Raw genomic sequence first — 2,060 nt, forward strand, 5'->3', positions numbered from 1 at the left:
GGTGCGCGGCAAGCCGTACGGCGCAAATGCCGCGGTGAACGTGGTGATCGCCGCCATGCTCACCGGCTCGGAACCGACGATCATCACCACGTTGCTCAGGTCCACGTGCGCCCCCGGCGCAGGCAGGCCGCGCTGGGCCGTCAACTGGTAGGCGAAGTTGGGTGCGGCGGTGACCACCCGGCCGTGCCTGGACTGTGCCGACATCGCCTGAATCCAGCGCTGCGGGCGCCGGATGAACGCCGTCGGCGACATCAGGGTGGAGTGCCCGCCGTAGACCGCCGGAAAACCGATCATCGACAGGCCCATGTCGTGGTAGAGCGGTAACCAGCTCAGCCCGTGGATATTTCGCTCCAGCAGGTTGATCGAGAGGATCATCTGCAGCAGGTTCGTCCCGACCGATCGATGGGTGACCTCCACGCCGATCGGCGGTCGGGTCGCGCCGGAGGTGTACTGCAGGTGCGACACATCGTCGAGATTCAGTGCGACCGGCGCGAACTCGTCGGCGACCGGGTCCGGTATCTCGTCGACGGCAATGACCTCCGGCCGGCCAGCGCTGGGCAGCCGGTCCAGAAATGCCGCAACGGTTTTCCGCGCCGCCGTGGTGGTCAGCACCACGGTGGGGGTCGAGTCGCGCAGCGCGGTGCCCAGGCGTTCGGCGTGACCCGGAAGTTCCGGTGCGAACAACGGCACCGCGACGGCGCCGGCCTTCACCGCGGCGTAGAACCCGGCGACGTACTCCAGGCCCTGCGGCGCCAGGATCGCCACCCGGTCGCCCCGGGCCGTGGTTCGCTGCAGGCGTGCGCCGATCGCCCGCATCCGGGTACCGAGCTCGCTCCAGGTCAGCTCGACCGCGCGCACCCCGCTGACCGGGGTGTGGTCGAGGTAGCGGAACGCCACCGAGTCGCCGACACAGGCGATGTTGCGTTCCATCACCGAGACCAGCGTGTCGTCGGCCGGCAACGCGATGCGACCGTCGGCATCCAGGACATCGTCGATCTGCAGCAGACCCCGGTGCCCCGCCGGCGGCCCGGAACCGTGGCTCATTGGCGCAGTCTAAGTGCCGTCGTGGGCAACGCCTCCCGGTGCGTTCTGTTAACGTCGGTAACGGGTATTCGACATGCATCGGCTCCCGAACCCGGAGTGCCACACCTCGTTGGCGTTCGTCGCCGGGCAGACCACCCGGATCGACCTGGTGCGCTGGTCACCTACCGTCATCCCGGCGGCCAAAACCGCTGCCGCACTGGATGTGTTGCCACAGGGGCTTCGTCCACCGCCTGCTAGACGAGGTACAGCCCCGCCTCGCCGAGGTCGGCTGGCGTAGGGCTCACATCGGGGGTTGGTGCAGGGCCAGGGTGAGGACGCCGTATCCCACGCAGATCAGCAGGTTCAGCGCGGCGATCACCAACCCGGCGATCACCAGCCAGTGCACCGCGCGCTGCCGGGTGCGCCGCACCCGGGCCGCCCGCTCGGCGCGCTTGATCCCCGTCGCCGCCAGCGCGAAGTTGACGTCCACCGACTCGTCGAACCCCGACGAAGCGCCGGCCATGATCTCACGCAGCCGAGCCGCCGGGATGGTGACGCCGACGTGGGCGAAGCTGCGGCTCATCCGACGTGCCGACCAGCGACCGAGTCCCCGATCCGGTCGGTGAAGGCGGTACGGCGGCCGGTGCGAACGGCCGTCCCAGGCTCGGGCCGGCATGTGATCACTGTACCGATTTCGGTTGAATGTGTCTCGGGTCACGACGACGCCCCGGCGGGGGATAGACTCGACCACGAGAATTCACCGCGGACAGGAGCGTAAATCCATGGCTACCACCATCGAAAGCAACGCGACCACCCGCACACCGGCCGGGCCGGCCGGCGGTAACGGCTCGGCGAAAGACTTCGAGCAGGACGTCGCCGCGACCCAGCGCTACTTCGACAACCCGCGGTTCGACCGGATCACCCGGCTCTACACGGCGCGCCAGGTCGCCGAGCAGCGCGGCACCATCGCCGCCGACTACACCGTGGCCCGCGACGCCGCCACCGCCTTCTACCAGCGGCTCCGCGAGATGTTCACC

The 2,060-nt window shown here is 69.1% G+C and carries 3 protein-coding genes; 1 reads left to right on the forward strand and 2 read right to left on the reverse strand.

Annotation, left to right across the window (positions count from 1 at the left end; genetic code table 11):
* The coding region (locus AC2VNT_RS10620; protein ID WP_486946817.1) for an AMP-binding protein at positions 1-1,044 on the reverse strand (1,044 nt) is incomplete at its 3' end.
* A gap of 280 nt (positions 1,045-1,324) precedes the next feature.
* Positions 1,325-1,606, reverse strand: coding sequence for a hypothetical protein (locus AC2VNT_RS10625; RefSeq protein ID WP_486946818.1), 282 nt, complete (start codon positions 1,604-1,606; stop codon positions 1,325-1,327).
* 199 nt (positions 1,607-1,805) lie between these two features.
* Here AC2VNT_RS10625 and AC2VNT_RS10630 point away from each other — a divergent pair.
* The coding region (locus AC2VNT_RS10630) for a hypothetical protein (RefSeq protein WP_486946819.1) at positions 1,806-2,060 on the forward strand (255 nt) is incomplete at its 3' end.

This window comes from Mycobacterium sp. TH-M15, from assembly GCF_057473705.1.

Excerpts from the sequence above, each read along its gene's own strand:
- AC2VNT_RS10625 (WP_486946818.1), bottom strand. The coding sequence starts at position 1,606 with ATGAGCCGCAGCTTCGCCCACGTCGGCGTCACCATCCCGGCGGCTCGG.